Source organism: Kangiella shandongensis, assembly GCF_020005365.1.
Classification (GTDB): domain Bacteria; phylum Pseudomonadota; class Gammaproteobacteria; order Enterobacterales; family Kangiellaceae; genus Kangiella; species Kangiella shandongensis.
On record NZ_JACNML010000006.1, the window covers coordinates 133,281 to 149,980 of the forward strand.

At 45.4% G+C, this 16,700-nt stretch carries 15 protein-coding genes; 5 read left to right on the plus strand and 10 right to left on the minus strand.

Annotated features, from left to right (window positions below):
• Positions 1 to 2: 2 nt before the first annotated feature.
• From can to H7708_RS08655, 6 genes are all read right to left on the minus strand, one after another.
• Positions 3 to 635: a carbonate dehydratase gene (can, locus tag H7708_RS08630; RefSeq protein WP_223670204.1), complete on the minus strand. Its 633-nt coding sequence runs from the start codon at positions 633 to 635 to the stop codon at positions 3 to 5.
• Positions 636 to 813: 178 nt separating this feature from the next.
• Positions 814 to 1,548, minus strand: a complete 735-nt coding sequence (locus tag H7708_RS08635; RefSeq protein WP_223670206.1) for a hypothetical protein — start codon at positions 1,546 to 1,548, stop codon at positions 814 to 816.
• Positions 1,549 to 1,697: 149 nt separating this feature from the next.
• Positions 1,698 to 2,027 carry a hypothetical protein gene (locus H7708_RS08640; protein WP_223670208.1) on the minus strand — a complete coding sequence of 110 codons (330 nt, stop codon included), beginning with the start codon at positions 2,025 to 2,027 and terminating at the stop codon, positions 1,698 to 1,700.
• Between the two features lie 745 nt (positions 2,028 to 2,772).
• Positions 2,773 to 4,419, minus strand: coding sequence for a chaperonin GroEL (groL, locus tag H7708_RS08645; protein ID WP_328798973.1), 1,647 nt, complete (start codon positions 4,417 to 4,419; stop codon positions 2,773 to 2,775).
• A gap of 33 nt (positions 4,420 to 4,452) precedes the next feature.
• Positions 4,453 to 4,743, minus strand: coding sequence for a co-chaperone GroES (gene groES, locus H7708_RS08650; RefSeq protein WP_223670211.1), 291 nt, complete (start codon positions 4,741 to 4,743; stop codon positions 4,453 to 4,455).
• A gap of 115 nt (positions 4,744 to 4,858) precedes the next feature.
• On the minus strand, positions 4,859 to 5,359 hold the full coding sequence (locus tag H7708_RS08655; RefSeq protein ID WP_223670213.1) for an FxsA family protein: 501 nt from the start codon (positions 5,357 to 5,359) through the stop codon (positions 4,859 to 4,861).
• A 122-nt stretch (positions 5,360 to 5,481) separates the two neighbouring features.
• Between H7708_RS08655 and cutA the strand changes: the two genes are divergently transcribed.
• The gene (gene cutA, locus H7708_RS08660) at positions 5,482 to 5,823 is read left to right on the plus strand and encodes a divalent-cation tolerance protein CutA (protein ID WP_223670214.1); all 342 of its coding nucleotides are present in this window, start codon (positions 5,482 to 5,484) and stop codon (positions 5,821 to 5,823) included.
• 81 nt (positions 5,824 to 5,904) lie between these two features.
• A complete protein-coding gene (locus tag H7708_RS08665) occupies positions 5,905 to 7,770 on the plus strand; it encodes a protein-disulfide reductase DsbD (protein ID WP_223670215.1) in 1,866 nt (621 codons plus the stop codon).
• Positions 7,771 to 7,827: 57 nt separating this feature from the next.
• Here the strand turns inward: H7708_RS08665 and H7708_RS08670 are convergent, their stop codons facing one another.
• From H7708_RS08670 to H7708_RS08685, 4 genes are all read right to left on the minus strand, one after another.
• On the minus strand, positions 7,828 to 8,814 hold the full coding sequence (locus tag H7708_RS08670) for a DMT family transporter (RefSeq protein WP_223670216.1): 987 nt from the start codon (positions 8,812 to 8,814) through the stop codon (positions 7,828 to 7,830).
• Between the two features lie 113 nt (positions 8,815 to 8,927).
• Complete coding sequence (locus H7708_RS08675) at positions 8,928 to 11,459, minus strand: CHASE2 and HATPase_c domain-containing protein (RefSeq protein WP_223670218.1); 2,532 nt, start codon at positions 11,457 to 11,459, stop codon at positions 8,928 to 8,930.
• A gap of 11 nt (positions 11,460 to 11,470) precedes the next feature.
• The gene (locus tag H7708_RS08680) at positions 11,471 to 13,114 is read right to left on the minus strand and encodes a FecR domain-containing protein (protein ID WP_223670220.1); all 1,644 of its coding nucleotides are present in this window, start codon (positions 13,112 to 13,114) and stop codon (positions 11,471 to 11,473) included.
• Between the two features lie 70 nt (positions 13,115 to 13,184).
• A complete protein-coding gene (locus H7708_RS08685) occupies positions 13,185 to 13,898 on the minus strand; it encodes a response regulator transcription factor (protein ID WP_223670222.1) in 714 nt (237 codons plus the stop codon).
• 338 nt (positions 13,899 to 14,236) lie between these two features.
• Between H7708_RS08685 and aroQ the strand changes: the two genes are divergently transcribed.
• The 3 genes from aroQ to accC are packed head-to-tail and all read left to right on the plus strand — an operon-like array spanning position 14,237 to position 16,544.
• The gene (gene aroQ / locus H7708_RS08690; RefSeq protein ID WP_223670224.1) at positions 14,237 to 14,686 is read left to right on the plus strand and encodes a type II 3-dehydroquinate dehydratase; all 450 of its coding nucleotides are present in this window, start codon (positions 14,237 to 14,239) and stop codon (positions 14,684 to 14,686) included.
• A gap of 14 nt (positions 14,687 to 14,700) precedes the next feature.
• Complete coding sequence (gene accB, locus H7708_RS08695; protein ID WP_223670226.1) at positions 14,701 to 15,168, plus strand: acetyl-CoA carboxylase biotin carboxyl carrier protein; 468 nt, start codon at positions 14,701 to 14,703, stop codon at positions 15,166 to 15,168.
• A gap of 26 nt (positions 15,169 to 15,194) precedes the next feature.
• Positions 15,195 to 16,544 carry an acetyl-CoA carboxylase biotin carboxylase subunit gene (accC, locus tag H7708_RS08700; protein WP_223670228.1) on the plus strand — a complete coding sequence of 450 codons (1,350 nt, stop codon included), beginning with the start codon at positions 15,195 to 15,197 and terminating at the stop codon, positions 16,542 to 16,544.
• Positions 16,545 to 16,700 lie beyond the last annotated feature (156 nt).

Sequence of the window (16,700 nt, forward strand, 5' to 3'; positions counted from 1 at the left end):
ACTTACTTGTCGTATTGGTAAACCTTATGGTTACCGGCAGTGCTGTCCTTGGTCACTTCCAAGTCCTTGATATGACCATTTTTTAAACTGTAACACCAGCCGTGAACACTCAGCTTCTGTCCCCGGACCCAGGCATTTTGCACAATGGTAGTGTTACACACATTCTGCACCTGCTCCATAACGTTTAATTCACACATCAGGTTCGAGCGTTCTTCGTCATTTTTGATGGGTTTAAATTTGGCTTCATTTTTAATATACACATCCTTGATATTAGAGAGCCAGCTGTCGATTAGGCCAAACTGTTGATTACCCAGCGCTGCATTGACACCACCACACCCGTAGTGGCCGCAGACGATAATATGTTCTACTTTTAACACCTCAACGGCGAACTGCATCACCGATAAACAGTTCAGATCTGTGCTGGAAACCACATTAGCCACGTTGCGGTGAACGAAAACTTCGCCTGGCATCAAGCCTGTAATCTGGTTCGCCGGAACTCGACTGTCGGAACAGCCGATCCAGAAGTATTTTGGTGCCTGCTGCTCTGAAAGTTCATTAAAGAAATCGGGTTGTTCATCGACAGTTTTAGCTGCCCAATTACGGTTGTTCTCAATTAGCTTCTTTACGTCACTCATGAGGTCTTTTATTTACAGGTTAAGGAGAATTTCATCATACCATGTTTATTTGATTACAGAAGCCCGACCAAGAAAACAGCCCAATTTCCTCCGGTTAAACATAGCAAGACAGAACTCATCTCTTCCCGTGCTCTTCTGGTGATCCGTCGGTTCTGTACAAACACTACTTCAATTTATACTAAAAATTCTTATAGAGAATTGAGGCAAACAGGTACTGACCACTATTCACAGCACTGCCACTGGTACTTGAACTCGAGCCTAAAAAATCCCACCAGGGCTGCCCCCTCATACCTTCCGTAATCTGACTCCAGGCTTCACCTTTCTGACTGTAGGTTTCTCCATAAATCTCACATATGGTCTTTTTGCACTTAACCCGCTTTAGTGAAACCTCCGAACCACGCTTATGATGCTGGATATAACTGGTAATTTGCTGCTCTTTCTCAAGAGCCCAGCTTATATCCATCTCCTCATCAACAAAATCTTTGTGGAAGTCAAATGATGTTTTCATTTGACCTTTTGGAGGTTCAATAAGCCTGCGATGACTTTCAGGAGCTTCAGCTAAATACTTTTCATTCTTTTTCCCAGCTTCAGGCTCACCTTGCTGTTGAGACACATTAGCTTCCTGCTGACGTTGCAGTCTATTGATGACAGCCTTTTTTGTCTTCTCGGCTTTTGCAAGCTCCTGTCTGGATTCTTGTAACTCCTCGGTCAGCTCCACTACCTTTGCCTCCAGTTCTTGCTCTCTTATTCCTTTAGAGTCTTGCCGCAAGTAATCAGTAGCATTACTGATTACTTGTGGTGAGCCGGTATGCTTTTTCTGTACTTCCTGAGGAGTGAGCTGAGACTCTAATAAAAACCATGTTGCGCAACTTCCAATAATAATCCCAGCAATGATTTTAATTATCGTATCCATAAGCTCTCTTCCATCATAAATACTCAGCATTACTCTACCAATAACAAGCCAAAATCCCAGCCGATAGGATGGGTTAGACAATAGCCGGAACCCATCCTGTTAGTGTCTATACGTTCAATGCCGCGAAGGCAACTCTCTTCAAAAGCCGCTTAGAGTACTGCCGCCTTAATTTCACAGTAAACCGTTTCCGTACTGCCTTCCGTGTGCACCATCTTAGCGACTTTATAGCCTTCGAGATTGTATTTTGCACGAGTCGTTGCAACTAACTCATCAACACACCGCCTTTTCTCAGAATCGAGCTCGGCTCCTTCTGCTACGACGATCTCATGCACAAAATGCTGCTCCTCATCTGAATCAGCAATGTCATGATAGATCTCTTTTCCTGTACGGTAGGTATCAGAAACCAAACGCTCAGGCGCTTTAATCTCCACACAGGCCGATAAAATAATAGATGCAAAAATTATAATTAATATTCTCATTGTGTTCCCTAGTAAATAAGCGGAGTTATATTATCATTTTGATTTATTATTTCCATCATAAAAAAGCCCCGCTCGTCAGCAGGGCTTTATTCAATTTAGGAGCTATTCGGGTTCATTTTTCACTTAACTGACCAAATAACTATAGCGTCAAAATCTACGGCTGGTTCCGCAAATCGAGGCTTGTTTCAGCTTCTGCTAAAACGAGATACTTCTCATAACCTCTTCCGTTTACCTGTTTTGCCTCTCTCAGTTAAGACTACTCTAAGACCAGAGAGTATTTGCATCGAGGAAATTCAAAAATGTTTGCAAGAAAAACTCCTTACTTAATTTTGAATCTAACCCTACCTTACCTATAGAGGTCCAATGAGTCAATTTTTTATTTAAACACTTGTTTAACAAGGCCTGCAGGCCAACTGCTCACAAACCATTCAACTGTAACCTATTGTTTTTATTTCAACAAAAAAGCCCCGCTTTCGCGAGGCTCTTTAATAGTATTTAACGCAGTTAGTTTGCTTCAGTTCGAGGCAACTTGATTTTTAAGTGAGGGAGTTTGCAACAAGCAAATGACCCAACGAAAAAACCAAATTAACAAAGAAGTGAAGCAAAATAACAAGTTAAATTTTAACTTCGTATTTTTGTTCGCTGGCTAGGCATGGAGTTTGCGAGTAGCGAAGCTTACTAATAGTAAGTGAGCACACGCAGCTAAACTTCATAACAACGCCAGCGGACAAGAAGGCAAGTTAAATTACATCATACCTGGCATGCCACCCATACCACCCATACCGCCCATATCTGGGGCAGCTGGTTCATCGTCTTTAGGTAGCTCAGATACCATCGCTTCTGTTGTGATCATCAAGGCTGCGATAGATGATGCATTCTGTAGCGCACTACGCGTTACTTTCGCTGGGTCAAGGATACCCATTTCCATCACGTCACCGAACTCACCTGTTGCTGCGTTATAGCCGAAATTATCTTTGCCTTCTTTAACCTTAGCAACGATCACTGCAGGCTCTGCACCAGCGTTAGAAACGATTTGACGTAGTGGTGCTTCCATTGCGCGTAGCGCAATTTTAATACCTACATTCTGCTCTTCGTTATCGGCGCGCAGGTCTTCCAGTTTTGAAAGTACGCGTACCAGAGCAGTACCACCACCAGCAACAACGCCTTCTTCTACTGCGGCACGAGTTGCGTGCAATGCATCGTCAACACGGTCTTTCTTTTCTTTCATTTCAACTTCTGTCGCTGCGCCAACTTTGATGACGGCAACACCGCCAGCGAGTTTCGCGACACGCTCCTGAAGCTTTTCTTTGTCGTAGTCAGAAGATGTTTCTTCCATCTGCGCACGAATCTGCTTCACGCGAGCATCGATTTGACCTTTGTCACCAGCACCGTCGATCACTGTCGTGTTATCTTTGCTAATTTGGACACGCTTCGCTTCACCCAGCTGAGTAAGCTCAGTGTTCTCCAGGCTCATGCCAAGGTCTTCAGAGATTACTGTCGCACCGGTTAAGATAGCGATATCTTCCAGCATAGCTTTACGGCGGTCACCGAAACCGGGAGCTTTTACCGCTGCTACTTTAACAATACCGCGCATGTTGTTCACAACTAGAGTCGCTAAGGCTTCACCTTCAACGTCTTCAGCTACGATCAATAACGGGCGGCTTGATTTAGCTACCGCTTCTAACGTTGGAAGCAATTCACGGATGTTTGAGATTTTCTTGTCAACCAATAGCAGGTATGGGTTTTCCAGATCTGCGACCATGTTTTCAGAATCGGTTACGAAGTATGGAGACAGGTAACCACGATCGAACTGCATACCTTCAACCACGTCCAGCTCGTTGTGCAGGCCTGAACCTTCTTCAACAGTGATAACGCCTTCTTTGCCTACTTTTTGCATTGCTTCAGCAATGATTTTACCGACGTTCTCGTCAGAGTTAGCGGAGATGGTACCAACCTGTGAAATCGCTTTGTGATCTTCACATGGAACCGAAATGTTCTTCAGTTCTTCAACCGCTGCAACAACCGCCTTGTCGATACCGCGCTTCAGATCCATTGGGTTCATGCCGGCAGCTACTGATTTTAAACCTTCGCTTACGATCGATTGCGCTAATACAGTCGCTGTTGTGGTACCGTCACCAGCAATATCGTTAGTTTGTGACGCCACTTCTTTGACCATTTGCGCGCCCATGTTTTCGAACTTATCTTCAAGCTCGATTTCTTTTGCTACAGAAACACCATCTTTTGTGATGTTTGGAGCGCCGAATGACTTATCTAGAACCACGTTACGACCTTTAGGACCTAATGTAACGCGTACTGCATTTGCCAGCGTATTTACGCCTTTCAGCATACCTTTACGGGCTTCATCACCAAAACGTACGTCTTTTGCCATGATTAAATTCCTCTAAATTCGTTAAATGTGTTCTTATTAGCCTTCAATTACAGCCATAATGTCGTCTTCGCGTAATACTAGAAGCTCTTCGCCATCGGCTTTAACTTCTGTACCGGCGAATTTACCGAACAAAACGTTATCACCGACTTTTACATCTAGGGCACGCACATCACCAGATTCCAACGGCTTACCGTTACCAACAGCGATGATTTCGCCACGGCTTGGTTTTTCTTTAGCGTTGTCTGGGATGACGATGCCGCCAGCAGTTGTTGTTTCTTCTTCTAAACGACGCACAATGACGCGGTCATGTAATGGACGTAAGCTCATGTTTTTTTCTCCTGATAGAAAGTGTTTTACTTACTATGAAAAATTGTTTGGGGAAGATATGGGGACACTTTTTTAGCACTCAAGGGGATCAAGTGCTAAATTTTTCACTTTTTTGCTATTTTTCGAGCCGTTTATCAGCTTTATCGTCGGTACGCTCGTACTCACCGTCAATGGTATTGTCATCCTGTGGCGTTTGAGAGTGCCCAAACGGATCTCGAGTACCGGCATGAAAGTCACCGGAACCCATCGCCTGTACTTTAAACATACCCTTATTAATCAACAGCTTCGCAAAATACTCTCTTGTCTGCGGTATCAGCCATAAAAAACCAAGGGTGTCCGTGACAAAACCGGGAGTCACCAAAAAGGCTCCCGCAATAATCAATAAGATCCCTTCGACCATTTCCTGCGCCGGCGGTTGGCCTTGTTGCATTTTTTCCTGCAGGCGCGTGAAAACACTGAACCCTTGTTTTTTCAGCATGGAAACGCCGATGACACCAGTCAATAAAATCAGGCCGATAGTCGGCGCAACACCGATAACACCACCGACACCGATTAAGACATAAACTTCTGCAATGGCTAGCAGGATAAATATAATAAGAAAATTTCGAAACCACATAAAATGTGCCTGATTGTTGGAAATTGTTGTCCGGTGTCATTCACACGGGACTGAACTCTGTCGATGATACCTTTATAATGGGGACAGTTGAATGAATAACAAGTTCAGAAAAGGAACCCATCATGGCATTTGGTCGCTCATCTTCTTCAAACCGTGAATTTCAGGTTGCGCTATGCACTGTGCCTGACGTTACCACCGCGGAGCAGTTAGCCGAAAAAATGGTGAAACAATCGCTTGCTGCCTGCGTCAATATCATCCCAGCAATAACCAGTGTCTATCAGTGGCAGGACAAAACCGAAAAAGATCCAGAAGTCTTAATGGTTATCAAAACCGAGGCGGATTTAATGGCTGATTTAGGTGAGTTGCTAGACGAAGAGCATCCCTATGAAGTCTATGAGCTCATTAGCTGCAGTATAGAACAGGCCTCAACCGCTTATTTAAGCTGGCTCAATGACACTTTGTAAAGTCATTGTAAATACTCAGATTTTGGCCTACAAACTGGTATTATATCGGTGGATTTGTAATCAATGAATCAATTACTACTTATGAAAAATCTAGTGAAGCTGTCAGTAACCGTACTTTTACTGTTCTTTATGAACTCAGGCTCCCTCGCGACTAACACCATAGATCTTAATGACATTATGGGCGAGCAGGAAGAGTTACTGAAAGTCGACGAAGCCTTCCAGCTACAGGTCGATCTGGTCGATGATAAGGCGTTGATCAAGTTTGAGATCGCTGATGGCTATTACATGTATTCGGAACGTCTCCATGTATCCAGCCCCGATGCCAACCTGGGTGAGATTTACATTCCCGAAGGTAAAGAAAAAGATGATCCTTATCTTGGTCTGACTCAGGTTCACTACCATTTTCTAGAAGCCTCTGCTGAAATTCTACAGGCCACTGGCGACTTCACTTTAGTGGTCGGTTATCAGGGTTGTGCCGAAGATCGCTTATGTTACCCGCCCACCACCAAGGAAGTTACTTTATCTTACAAAGTCGGCGGGACAACCTCACCATCTTCCAGTGAAAGTAGTCCAAGTACTTTCCAGGGGCAGCGTGCTAAAGAGGTGGAGTCCACGCACCCAGCATTTGTCAGCGAGCAACAGAAGCATACCGAGCACCTGACAGAAGAGAGTCTGATATCTAACTTCTTCTACTTCTTGCTGCTTGGATTAGCTTTAACTTTCACACCATGCGTTTTCCCGATGATTCCCATCATTTCGGGGATTATTGCTGGCCAGGGCGACAATATCACCACGCGTAAAGCCTTCTTCTTATCGCTTACATATACCCAGGCAATGGCCATTGTTTATACTATTCTGGGTATCGTCGTAGCTCTTGCGGGTCAGTCAATCTCAGGCTATTTCCAAAGTCCCGGGGTAGTTATCACGGCTGCCGTTATCTTCGCCTTATTATCTTTGTCCATGTTCGGCTTTTATGAGCTGCAGTTACCAGCGAGCTTACAGGCCAAGCTTTCTGAGAAAAGTAACCAGCAAAAGAAAGGCTCCTATATCGGTACCGCAATCATGGGTGCCATTTCAGCGTTGATCGTCTCGCCCTGCGTCACGGTGCCGCTGATCGCCATTCTGCTGGTGATCGCTCAGTCCGGCGATGTCGTACTCGGCGGTGTTTCCTTGTATGGCCTCGGAGTCGGTATGGGTATTCCACTGATCATTATCGGTGTCACCGGTGGTAAATTCTTACCAAAAGCCGGCCCATGGATGAACGGTATCAAGGCGGCCTTTGGTGTTGCCATGCTTGGCGTAGCCTTATATTTGGTCAAACACCTGTTACCTGCCTCGTTATATATGTATGGCTGGGGGTTACTGGCGATAATACCGGGCTTTTATTTGCTGAATAATAAACTGGGCCACCATGGCTGGAAGACCTTTATTCGTAGCCTGGGTATAGTCGCAATACTGTACGGTGCGCTGTTAATTGTTGGCGGCGCGCAGGGTCAGCGTAACTTGTTGCAACCTCTGGGGCATATTGGCACAGCCAATGCCATGGCGATGATGAACGAGCAATCCGCTCAGTCGAGCCACCTTGAGTTTAAACGAATAAAAAGCCTTACCGATTTACAGCAGGAAGTAACCGCGGCCAATGCACAGGGCAAGACCGTTATGCTCGACTTTTTTGCCCAGTGGTGCGCCTCCTGTTATGAATTTGAAGAGAAAGTTTTTACCGATCCTCAAGTTATCGCGGCCTTAAATAATACGGTGTTACTGCAGGCCGATGTCACTGACAATGATCCCGTCGACGTTGAATTGATGCGAGCCTATAACGTTCTAGGTCTTCCCAGTATTATGTTTTTTGACTTGAACGGCAACGAACTAAGCCAATTCAGGGCGACCGGATTTGAAGAATCCGACGCCTTCGAAAAACGAATCAAAGCAGCCTTCAATCGATAAGGCATATAAAAAAGCCCTGCAAACTCAGGGCTTTTTATCTCAAAACGTCTATCAAAACTAAGGGTTCGCTTTTGACATCCTAAACCTTCTTTTCAGCCTTTGCTTGGCTCTCTCACGCATCGATTTACGTACCACATAATGTTCAATGAAGACAGTGCTGCGAGGCTTGGTTTGTGACCAGATAACCCCAAAAAGAACCAAACCAGCCGCCAAATACTGCATGCCACTTAACTGCTCATCCAGCACCAACCAGCCGAAGAACAGAGTTCCGATCGGCAATAGATTCATCATGCTGCCGACCTGACTTGCCGGCATCGTTTTAAAAGCGAAGTTATAACAGGTGAAGGCGAAAATATTAACACCAAATGCCAGGAATAAAATGGCCATAACGCCTTCCGCCGAAATGTCTGTCGGAATAACCGTATCCTGTACCAGTAAAAATGGCAGAAAGAACAGAGTACCCATGATCATTTGTAGTAATGTCAAAAAGACCGGCGAATAACGTTGTGATAATTTACGGGCCAACAAGCAATAAGCCGCAGCGGCACTGATGGCACCAAACTCCAGCGCATTCCCCAACATAGGGTTACTTGCATGCTCGTTGCTCTCACCACTGACCGTTAGCCAGATAACACCAGCGACCGCTATTAAGCAGCCTACGATTAAACGGCTATTTAACTTTTCTTTTAGAAAATAAAAAGCTGCAACTGCGACAATAATCGGCTGCAAGGACGTCACCATACCCGCCTCTGATGCCGTGGTGTAAGTCAGCGCATAGCTCTCAAAGATAAAGTACAGGCAAGGCTCACACAGCGCCAACAAGAGCAGTAGCCACCAGTCACCTTTTTGGTACTGTTGCTTTTTCGCCATTTTCGGCAAGAAAAAAATCAAAACCCCTGCCGCTAGAATCATACGCAAAAATACTGTCAATATCGGACCCAGTTCTGCAATTGCGTATTTCATGGCGACGAAAGAAGCAGCCCACAAGACAATGGCACAAACTAAACCAATCATCGCGAAATGTTGCTGAATATTTTTGTACATGCCTTGCCTCCAAGGTGAATTCAATTCGGAAGAAGGTCATTCTATGCCCCTACAAAAGATAAAGAAAACGATCTTTTCTCATTGATTTGATTAGTTTATGTAATGCGAAAACATCAATCATCCACCAGCGATTCGGCTGGAAAAGATAAAATAAAACAACTTCCTTTGCCAATCTGGCTTTCCACCCCGACGGTCCCACCAAAACGCTCCATTGCCGCTTTAACAAAGCGAAGACCCAGTCCTATCCCCTTGATTTTTTCCATCTCATGACGACGAATTCTGGAAAAGGGTTTGAAGATAGTATTCATTTGTTCTTTATCAATTCCCTCTCCCTGGTCCGACACCAGAACCTTCACTCCGTGATTACTTTGTTCTATTCGAATATCAACCTGACTCTCTGCAGGCGAGTACTTAATGGCATTGGTTAATAAATTCAGTATGACTCGCTCCAATAAGTCTTCATTAGCCTGAATCCAGGTATCATAATATTTTGCAAATTCGAAGCGCAAAGTAATGCTTTTTTCATCAGCCAGAGGCCTCGCGACAACCAAAGCATTATCAATACTGTTCAGCAGCTCTACCGGATAAAGCGGCATTTCCGAGTCACTTTCTGCCCGAGACAGCATCAGGAAGTGTTCAGCAAGTGATAGACTACTCTTGGTTAAACGCTCGATCTCGGAGTTCAGTTCTGACACAGAGACTTCTTCCGGCTTCGTCCGGTAGCGGCTGATTAATGCTAAAACGGACGTCATCGGAGAGCGCAAATCGTGCGAAATAAAATCAATCATTTCGAGTTGGCGCTGCTGCTCGCGCTTAACCGAGGTTATATCTGTCAGGTTGACGATAATGAAATCCTGGCCATCAATATTGTCCAATAGCGAAAGACCAATCTTAAAGTAATGCTTGGTACGGTTAAGCGCCTGAACCTCTCTTCCTACGCCGTCGAGAAGCAATGCTTTAATCTCATCAGCCCAACTTGCATTAAACTGTAGGTTTAACTGCTTAAAAATATCAAATGCGTCTTGCCCTTCTCCAATATTCAGATACTTTCTGGCTTCGAGATTTGCGTAAAAAACCACACCTGAAGTATCCAGCAGCATGACACCATCCGACATCTTGTCCATGGTCTTTTCAACAAACCGCCGCAGGAAGTTGATTTTGGTGATGGCGGTCTGTACCTGCGCAACTTTAGCTTCAATGACACTGCCTTGCTTTAAGGTGTCACTCTGCTTTTTCATCGTCGACTGTCGGTAGAGTCGATAAAATAAACGCTGCTCCTCCTGACTCAGATTCTCCAACTCTAATAACCAGCGCTCATTATCTATTGTCAAAGGCAAGCTACGTTCACTGTCGACTATATTTTTCGTAGCTTTGCTCCAGTCACGAATAATGTGTAACCGTTGCCAGAATTTGAAGTGCTGTTCATGGGAGGACTTAACATCCGGCTCAAAGCTATTACTTACTTCAAGTTGCAATCGACGTACTGTTTTTCTGAAAAAGGCCATATTCGTCACAACGACTCGCCATACCCATAGCAGGTAGCCAAGAATCATAACGACACCTGGAGTAGCCAAAGGCAACCAAAAATTATACCTGTGCAGGATAAACCAGCTGATAAACAGTAGGCCCAACGCCATAACGGCAAGAAGCAAAACGTTGTGACGTGGTAATGAACGGGGGATCAACATGAACAATAACAGGACCAGCACACCCGATATACCACTCACGGCTAATTGATTTACCGGACGGATAATAGTGTTCCCTTCCAGCGCTTCATAGAGGGTCGCGTTGATTTCCACTCCCGACATAATCTGTCCATCACGATTAACAGGCACTGGCAAGAAATCTGCATTCCGTGCTGCTGTCGCGGTCACCCCAACAAAAACGACCTTGCCTTCGAGAGCTTTGGGGTCAAACGCTCCATTGACCAAGTCCACAAAACTGATCTTGGGAAAGTAGTCTTTGTTTTTTTTGTACGGGATTAACGCATAATGTGTCTTCTCAATATTCGATAAATTATAGGAGTATTCAGCTTTTTCTCTTGGTTTGAATGGTAACTCGTAAGTAGGATCGCCGTTTGCTACCTCCAGTACTTCTGCCGCAAACGTCCGCCAATAGGGCTCTCCTAAACCTGCTTTAAGATAAACGCTACGCGCGATATTATCGTTACTAAGTTCAAAATGGACCAGGCCCAGCTCTGCACTGGCCTGAGATAGTTCTGGATATGGCTGTAACTCAATCAACTGACCGTCTTGCTTCAGTTCATCAATAACCACGGGGAACACCACCTGACCGCTCTGCCTGACAGCCTGTGTCAGCTCGGTATCACCATCGTCTCTGGGTTTATCAAACAAGACGTCATAACCGATAGCACGAACTCCAGCCTCTGTCAGACGAGTAATCGCTTCAGCATGGACTTGTCGTTTCCACGGGAGGGAGCCGTAAGCGCGTAAACTCTTTTCATCCATGGCGACAACCACCACATCCGAAGCGTACTCGGTAGGCTGGGCCCTTAACAGGCGGTCATAGATTAATAGCTCAACAGGCTCAAGAACCTTAAAGTAGGACAAGGCAAAAACTATAACAGCAAGAAAGGTGGCAAAAACCAAGCCACCTTTCGTAAAAAACCTTCGCCTCTCAACCACTCAAAACTACCCTATAATAAAAGTACGAATAATAGCACTGAGCCAAGACTAAATGCAGTTTTACCATTATCAGGCTCTACGACTTCCAGCCTCAAGCTCTCTGAATAACGCTCATCATTATAAGGACCGACAGCCGCAACCCGGATATACAGTTCTCGTTGTGGCAAACTATTCAGTACGGCTCTGGTGGTTAATGAGTGCCCTTCTGCAACCACAGAATCGAAGTTGGCAGAAGAAGAAACCTGCCAATGATACTGTTTAGCCAGTGGTACCTCTGACCATTGCAGTAATAAACTTTGATCCGACTCCAGCTCTTTTTCAACGGGCTCGATAACTGGCGGAGACGGAAGCACAGAACGGATACGAGTAGGTTTAGAATAACGACCAAAACCATTATCATTCCCCGCAGCGACCTGCCAGAAGTACTCTCCAGCGGCTAAGCCTTCTACCAACCTAACCGAGGTCTCACTGGTTTCTTTTTCTTTAATCACGGTCTCGGCATCACTCTCTAACAAACGCCACCGGTAATGCAGGGCTTTTTCGGCAGGTTGCCACGTCATTAATATAGCCTTGCCTGCAAGTAATTGCTGGGGGGGGGTCTTGGTAACAGGACTCATCGGGACTGGTGTTACTGTAAAACGAATAGAATTATTCAAGCCCTGCAACCCCTCGGCGTCCACCGCCCGCACACGAACGCTATACTCGCCCAGCTCAACCGATGACAGCGTAAACTGATGTTGTCTCACCGTTGACTTATCCAATAACCGAGTCATAGCCGCATCTTTAAATAGCTCGACCAGGTAGTGCTTAGCACCATCAATTGGCTGCCAAGTCAGGGTGACTGGTAACCCGGGATAATTTGACTGGGCATTGACGAATGTCGGCGCCGGCAACAAGGCTCTAGGCTCAAGGGCGGGGGAACTGGCTGACGTTTTCAGACCAAACCCCTGTTTTACCAGTTTCTGGTCTTCGTGCAACTGGACCCCAACAGTCCCTTCATCAACTTCATTAAATACCACGTTAGAATCCGCCCCATCCAATCTTACGCGGAAGGCTGTCCCCCTGACAGTGGCTACCGCAGAAGGGGTCTGTACTTCAAAATGAGCACCAGGGCCAATCAGGGTTTTCACTCGACCTTCAGCCGAACCTTTCATTAAACGCATTCGGCTATCGACCATACCGGTCTCACCCCATTTGGTTTGCACGTCGAATATTAATTCTGAATTTTCCCCCAGCAATAACTCCGAGCCATCGGCAAACAACAAGGCAACGCTGGAGTCCGGCGCCGTCAATAAAATATCATCCAACACTAACTTAACATTCAATGCTAAAGGTTTTTTCACCCCGCGACGAATATAGTGTGCTGTACCGTTTATGGTTTTAACTTCTACTTCAGCTGGAGCGAACTTCAGATACTCCATGGGAAATTTCAAGGTAACCCCGGGCGGGATCTGGCGATCATATTCCACACCGTTGTATTGCTGAATGTCCTTGAAGCGCATTGGTTCCTTTAAATACTTATGAGACAAGCCCCAGATAGTGTCGCCCTTCCTGACAGTATAAAGCCAGTCCTCTGCGACAGACTGTGGCGCCAAAAAGGCCATTAAGAAGAATACGGCAAGACAAGCCATCAAAAAAGAAAAAATGCGTTTCATCACAAATCCTTCGGTTGAGAAAAACTTGGTTTTATAGAAGTTTCCGCGTAATTGATATATGTATTAGCGTTTATGCCATTACCTCAGAATCGACAAGCTGCTCTAAACGATAACCATGCTGATAAACGGTTTTAATTCGATAACCACTATCGGCACGTATATTCAGTTTTCTACGTAACGAGCTGATATGGGCATCAACGGTCCGAGTACTAATTTCCGACTCAATCCCCCAAATGTGCTTCAATAAATATTTTCGAGAAAATAAGCGCCCGACATTTTTAAATAACAATAGCGCTAGCTCAAACTCTTTCGTGGTTAGAGTCACCGCGTCTCCATTCACTAACACACGGCGGTGTTGTTGTTCGATCGTAAAGGGGCCAACATCAATTTTGTCCTGTTCATCCAATAAACCAGCTCGACGAACCAAAGCACTTAATCGAGCCAATAATTCAGAGCGCCTGAATGGCTTGACCATATAGTCATCCGCACCCTTTTCTAGGGCAGCAACAATATCTTGCTCAGCATCGCGATTCGTAACAAAAAGTACGGGACCACTCCAATTCATAAATGCTCGAACTTTTTCTAATGCTTCGATCCCAGACATATCTGGCAACTCCCAGTCCAAAATGAGCACATCAAAGTCGTCGGTTTTCAATGTTTCCAAAAACGATTCAGCATTCTCACGATGCGTGCACTCATAACCTGAGTCTTGCAAAATGGCGAGCAACGCATCTGCTTGATTTTGATCGTCTTCGAGGTAGAGCAGTTTCAAATCATCGGACATGGTGTCTCCTTCCTACTAAATGCTTTTTATTATTTTCACAATAACAACTATCAATTAATGGCTAACTGATTACCTCGCATATCTTATCTTGTTTAAAGCTATCAGATTTTAAACAAATGTAAAATGAGAACGGCTCTATTGAGAACCGTTTGATGAATTTATCAATCAAGTCCGACCACGCTTGCAAAAAGTAGTTATTTGTTGGTAACTTACTGTAAAATACGCCAACGTTGATTTTAGAGCCTTAGAGCTCCTTGATACTCAACAAAACAGCAAACTAAGGAAGTTGCCAGATTTTGGTAACTTTTATACTAACTTTATAGGCTCTTAGCGACAATATGTCAAAAATACTACTGCTGCACGGCCCAAATTTAAACTTGCTTGGTCAGCGAGAAACCGGCATTTACGGTGATCTAACTCTGGATGCCATCAATTCTGCCGCCCAACAACAAGTGAGAAAGGCAGGAATTGACTTTGAAACGAAACAAAGCAACGCTGAAAGTGAACTCATTAATATTATTCAGCAGTCAAAATCAGACAATGTGTCACTAATTGTTATTAATCCTGCGGCTTATACCCATACCAGCGTCGCTATTCGCGATGCTCTACTGGCCGTAGACATTCCATTTATCGAAGTGCATCTCTCCAACCCTCATCGCCGTGAGCCTTTCCGCCATCATTCTTATTTCAGTGATGTCGCCAAAGCTGTGGTAGCAGGATTTGGTGCAGACAGTTATCGCTATGCACTCGATGCAGCCATTAACATCATTCAGAAAATTAACGATTAACGTAGGTAAAAACTATGGATTTACGCAAGATTAAGAAACTTATTGAGCTGGTTGAAGACTCAGGTGTGGCAGAGCTTGAAATTCAGGAGGGCGAAGAGTCGGTCCGTATTTCTCGCTCATCCAGTAACCCAGCTCCGGCACCAGCTCAATATATGGCGGCTCCGGCACAACCTCATGCAGCACCAGCACCGGCGCCTGCAGAAGCCCCTGCAGCCGAGTCAGCAGCACCAGCAGAAGCAGAGGTGAGCGGTCATCAGGTTCGTTCACCAATGGTCGGCACCTTCTATGCCGCTCCATCACCTGGCGCTAAAGATTTCGTCGAAGTCGGCCAGCAGGTAAACGTTGGTGACGTACTCTGCATCGTTGAAGCAATGAAAATGATGAACCAGATTGAAGCCGATGTTGCCGGTACCGTCAAAGCGATTCTGGTGAGAAACGGTGAGCCTGTCGAATATGACGAGCCAATGTTCATCATTGAATAAATTCCCAACTGCGAGTAGGTAAAATTATGTTAGAAAAAGTGGTCATAGCCAATCGTGGCGAGATCGCCTTGCGAATTCTTCGCGCCTGTCGTGAACTTGGGATCAAAACCGTTGCCGTTCACTCGACAGCTGACGAAGATTTGATGCATGTGCGTCTTGCTGATGAGTCGGTCTGTATCGGACCGGCATCAGCGACAGAAAGCTACCTCAATATTCCAGCGATTATTTCTGCTGCAGAAATTACTGATGCAGTAGGTATCCATCCGGGCTACGGTTTCCTGGCGGAAAATGCTGACTTTGCTGAGCAGGTTGAACAAAGTGGCTTTACTTTCATCGGCCCAAGCGCGGAAGTAATCAACCTGATGGGCGATAAAGTTTCCGCCATTGCGGCAATGAAAAAAGCAGGCGTACCTTGCGTTCCCGGTTCTGACGGTCCTCTAGGTGATAATGAGAAAGAAAACCTGGCAATGGCAAAACGTATCGGTTACCCCGTAATCATCAAGGCTGCCGGCGGTGGCGGTGGTCGTGGTATGCGTGTGGTACGTAAGGAAGAAGAGCTGTTAAAAGCGATATCTTTAACCAAGTCAGAAGCAGGTTCCGTATTCGGCAATGACATGGTGTACATGGAAAAATTCCTGGAGACACCACGTCACGTTGAAATTCAGGTTCTTGCCGATAGCCACGGTAACGCCATTCACCTTGGTGAACGAGACTGCTCGATGCAGCGTCGCCACCAGAAAGTAGTAGAAGAAGCCCCAGCACCGGGTATTACCGACCAGATGCGCAAGCATATTGGTGAACGCTGTGTGCAAGCCTGTAAACAATTAGGCTACCGCGGCGCAGGTACCTTCGAATTCTTGTACGAGAAAGGCGAGTTCTACTTTATCGAAATGAACACCCGTGTTCAGGTAGAGCACCCGGTATCAGAACTGATTTCAGGCGTGGACATCATTAAAGAGCAGCTGCGTATCGCCAGCAACCAGCCATTATCCTTCAAGCAGGAAGATATTGAGCTGAAAGGTCATGCTATTGAATGCCGTATTAACGCCGAAGACCCCGATACCTTCATCCCATCGCCAGGAACGATCGAACGCTTCCATGCACCAGGTGGGCCAGGAATCCGCATCGACTCACATATCTACGCGTCGTACAAGGTACCGCCTTACTATGACTCAATGATCGGTAAGTTGATTACCTACGGTGAAACCCGTGAAGTAGCTATCCAACGTATGCAAATGGCGCTTGAAGAAATCGTTATCGACGGTATTAAAACCAACATACCGCTACAAAAACGCATTCTCGCCGACGCCAACTTCCAAAAAGGTGGAACTAACATCCACTACTTGGAGGAACATATGTTTGGTGAGAAAGAGTAAGTTACTGTTAAAAGTAAACAAAAAGCCGGCAAATGCCGGCTTTTTGTTCCCTAATAAATCAAACCTAAAATAGAAGTTGTTATAGCAATTGTTGAGAATGTCATTGGTAGCCAAAACCTAAAATGACTTTGTTGCAAGTCCGCTAAAACACCGGCC